The following is a 3,134-nucleotide window of genomic DNA, read 5'->3' as shown; positions in this document are numbered from 1 at the left end:
GGGGCGCAGGGGACCCTGCGGTCCCGCGGGCTGGCCGGCGGGCTGAGGATGTTCGTCCGACCGGCCCTCGACATGATGCCGGCGACCGACGCGTCCCTCGGACGGCTGCGCGCGCTGACCTCGGGGGCCGGGCGGGCGGCCGCCCTCGAGACCACCAACGACTGGTCCTCGGACGGCCCCGTGCCCGGACTCTGGGTGGGCCGCAAGCGGTTCTTCCACTCGGACAAGGTGATCTACCACATCCACGGCGGCGGCTTCACCTTCGGATCCCCCTGGTCGCACAAGGCACTCGCGTCACGGATGGCCAGCGAGACCGGCGTGCCCGTCTTCCTGCCCGACTACCGGCTCGCACCGGAACATCCGCACCCTGCGGCCACGGAGGACACCCTCGCCGGCTGGGAGTGGCTGCTGAGCATGGGCTTCCGGGCGGAGGACATCGTGGTGGCCGGCGACTCCGCCGGCGGCAACCTCGCCCTCCAGCTCGTCGCGCAGCTCGAGAAGGAGCAGGCCGCGATGCCGGCGGGGGTCGTCCTGCTCTCACCGTGGGTGGATCTGGACTTCACCGACATGACCGCCCGCGACCGCGCCCGTAAGGACCCGTTCCTCGCCCTCGGCCTGGCCGAGCTCTGCCGACGCCAGTACGCGCCGGGAGTGGACCCGGACGACCCCGCCATCTCGCCGATCAACCACGTCCCGTCCCCCGACTGGCCGCCGTTCCTCGTCCAGTGCGGCGGCGAGGAGATCTTCTGTGGGGGGATCGAGCAACTCGCGGAGCGTTTCGCCGAACACGGGGTCCGGCACGAGTTCCAACTGTGGCCACATCAGTTCCACGTGTTCCAGGTGTTCCACCCGCTCGTTCCCGAGGCCAAGGTCGCGGTGCGCGACATCGGCTCGTTCGTCCGCGGGTGCCTGCGCGGCTGAACCCTCCGGTCAGACCGTCAGCACCAGGCCCGAGGTCGGCACGCCCGTACCCGCGGTCACGACCAGCTTCTCCGCACCCGGCACCTGGTTGACCGAGTCGCCCCGCAGCTGACGCACACCCTCCGCGATGCCGTTCATGCCGTGGATGTAGGCCTCACCCAGCTGGCCACCGTGCGTGTTGAGCGGCAGTCGGCCACCCACCTCGAGCGCGCCCGGCTCGCGGACGAAGTCCTTGGCCTCCCCTCGGCCACAGAAGCCCAGTTCCTCGAGCTGCATGAGGACGTACGGCGTGAAGTGGTCGTAGAGCACGGCCATGTCCATGTCCTGGGGACGCAGGCCGGACTGGGCCCACAGCTGGTCGCCGACGATGCCCATCTCGGGCAACCCCGCGAGCTCCGGGCGGTAATAGGAGGTCATGATGTACTGATCCGGACCCGAACCCGAGGCCGCCGCCGCGATCGACACTGGCCGGTGCGGCAGATCCCGCGCCCGCTCGGGGGTCGTCACGACGATCGCCTGCCCGCCGTCGGACTCCTGGCAGCAGTCGAGCAGGTGCAGGGGCTCGGCGATGTAGCGCGAGTTCTGGTGGTCGTCCAGCGTGATGGGCGTGCCGTGGAAGAAGGCCGCCGGGTTGACGGCGGCGTGCTTGCGGTCCACCACCGCGACCCGCCCGAAGTCCTCGCTGGTGGCGCCGTACTCGTGCATGTAGCGCTGCGCGACCATCGCCACGAAGCCCGCCGGCGTCGACAGTCCGTGCGGGTAGGAGAAGGCGTTGTCCGTGCCGGAGGAGTTGACCTGCTGCACGAGCGCCGAGTTGACCTGGCCGAACCGCATCCCGGAGCGCTCGTTGAACGCGCGATAACAGACCACCACCTCGGCCACGCCCGTCGCCACGGCCATCGCGGCCTGCTGCACGGTCGCACACGCGGCGCCGCCGCCGTAGTGGATGCGGGAGAAGAAGTTCAGCGAGCCGATGCCGGCGGCGCGGGCGACCGCGATCTCGGTGTTGGTGTCCATGGTGAACGACACCAGGCCGTCGACGTCCGACGGCTGCAGACCGGCGTCGGCCACCGCCGTGCGCACGGCCTCGGCGGCCAGGCGCAGTTCGGAGCGGCCCGAGTCCTTGGAGAAGTCGGTGGCGCCGATCCCGACGATCGCAGCCTTGTCTGCCAGGGTGCTCACTGCGGGTCTCCGTTCAGGTAGAGGGTCGCCGTCGAGGTGACGTGCGCGCCCAACGAGTCCGTGCCGACGATCTTCAGCGTGACCAGCCCGTCGTCGTCGATCCCCGTGACCTCACCGGTCAGGGTGAGGGAGTCGTACGCGTACCAGGGCACGCCGAGCCGGAGCCTGATGGACGTGATGCGGGCGCGCCGGCCCGCCCAGTCGGTGACGAACCGCTGCACCAGGCCGGTGTCGGTGAGGATGTTGACGAAGATGTCCTTGGAGCCCTTGGCGTGGGCGAGGTCGCGGTCGTGGTGGACGTCCTGGAAATCCCGGGTCGCCAGCGCCGAGGCCACGATGAAGGTCGGGGTCCCCTCGATGGTCAGCTCGGGGAGTCGGTCCCCCACCGCCACGGCGGGCGGCTCGGCGGGGCAGACGGTACGGTTCTCGCTCACGTGACGGCCCCTTCGGTCCTCGCGGGTGACCCCGCGGATTGTTGACGGTCGACAGCCGGTGCACCGGCCGGTCGCCACGCGTACAGGGTCCACGGCTCGGTGCCGAACGCGGCGTCCTCGGCCGGGTCGCCGGGCATGTCGAGGAACTCGACCTCCACCGGCATGCCGATAGACACCTGGCCCGGGTCGACGTCGCGCAGCTCGCCGAGCATCCGCACACCCTCCTCCAGCTCCACCAGTGCGATGACGAACGGGAACCGCGTGCGACCCGGCACGCGCGGGGCGTGGTGGGTGACGAAGCTGTACACCGTGCCGCGGCCGGAGGCCACGACGTAGTCGGTCTGCTCGGACCTGTCCTTCCAGAGCGCCGGGACGGGCGGGTGCTGCAGCGAGCCGTCCTCGCGCGTCTGGATGCGCAGCTCGTGGGCACGGACCCCGTCCCAGAAGAAGCGGGTGTCGTGCGAGACCGACGGGCGCAGGACCTTGCCCACCACCAGGTCGTCGGTGGCCGAGCCGGAGCTGGAGACGATCTGGTCCGCGGGCGCCGGCGCGGGCTCGGCGGTCGTGGCGGTCGCGGCGGTCGTGGCGGTCGCGGCG

4 protein-coding genes are annotated in these 3,134 nt (G+C 71.1%); 1 reads left to right on the top strand and 3 read right to left on the bottom strand.

Going from position 1 to position 3,134, the window contains the following annotated elements; genetic code table 11:
- Positions 1-921 (top strand): alpha/beta hydrolase (locus G6022_RS01355; protein ID WP_182690914.1); only part of this gene is annotated, 921 nt, incomplete at its 5' end.
- A 9-nt stretch (positions 922-930) separates the two neighbouring features.
- On the opposite strand, the gene G6022_RS01350 is transcribed toward G6022_RS01355, so the two are convergent.
- The 3 genes from G6022_RS01350 to G6022_RS01340 form a co-directional block, all read right to left on the bottom strand.
- The gene (locus G6022_RS01350; RefSeq protein ID WP_182639544.1) at positions 931-2,103 is read right to left on the bottom strand and encodes a lipid-transfer protein; all 1,173 of its coding nucleotides are present in this window, start codon (positions 2,101-2,103) and stop codon (positions 931-933) included.
- Complete coding sequence (locus G6022_RS01345) at positions 2,100-2,537, bottom strand: MaoC family dehydratase (protein ID WP_346034664.1); 438 nt, start codon at positions 2,535-2,537, stop codon at positions 2,100-2,102. Before G6022_RS01345 ends, G6022_RS01350 begins: the two co-directional genes overlap by 4 nt.
- Positions 2,534-3,134 (bottom strand): Zn-ribbon domain-containing OB-fold protein (locus tag G6022_RS01340; protein WP_241730989.1); only part of this gene is annotated, 601 nt, incomplete at its 5' end. The genes G6022_RS01340 and G6022_RS01345, both read right to left, overlap by 4 nt.

The organism is Dietzia sp. Cai40 (genome assembly GCF_014145165.1).
Lineage (GTDB): Bacteria > Actinomycetota > Actinomycetes > Mycobacteriales > Mycobacteriaceae > Dietzia > Dietzia natronolimnaea.
The sequence above is the reverse complement of the archived record's forward strand: the minus strand, read 5'-3'. Positions and strand labels throughout refer to the sequence as shown.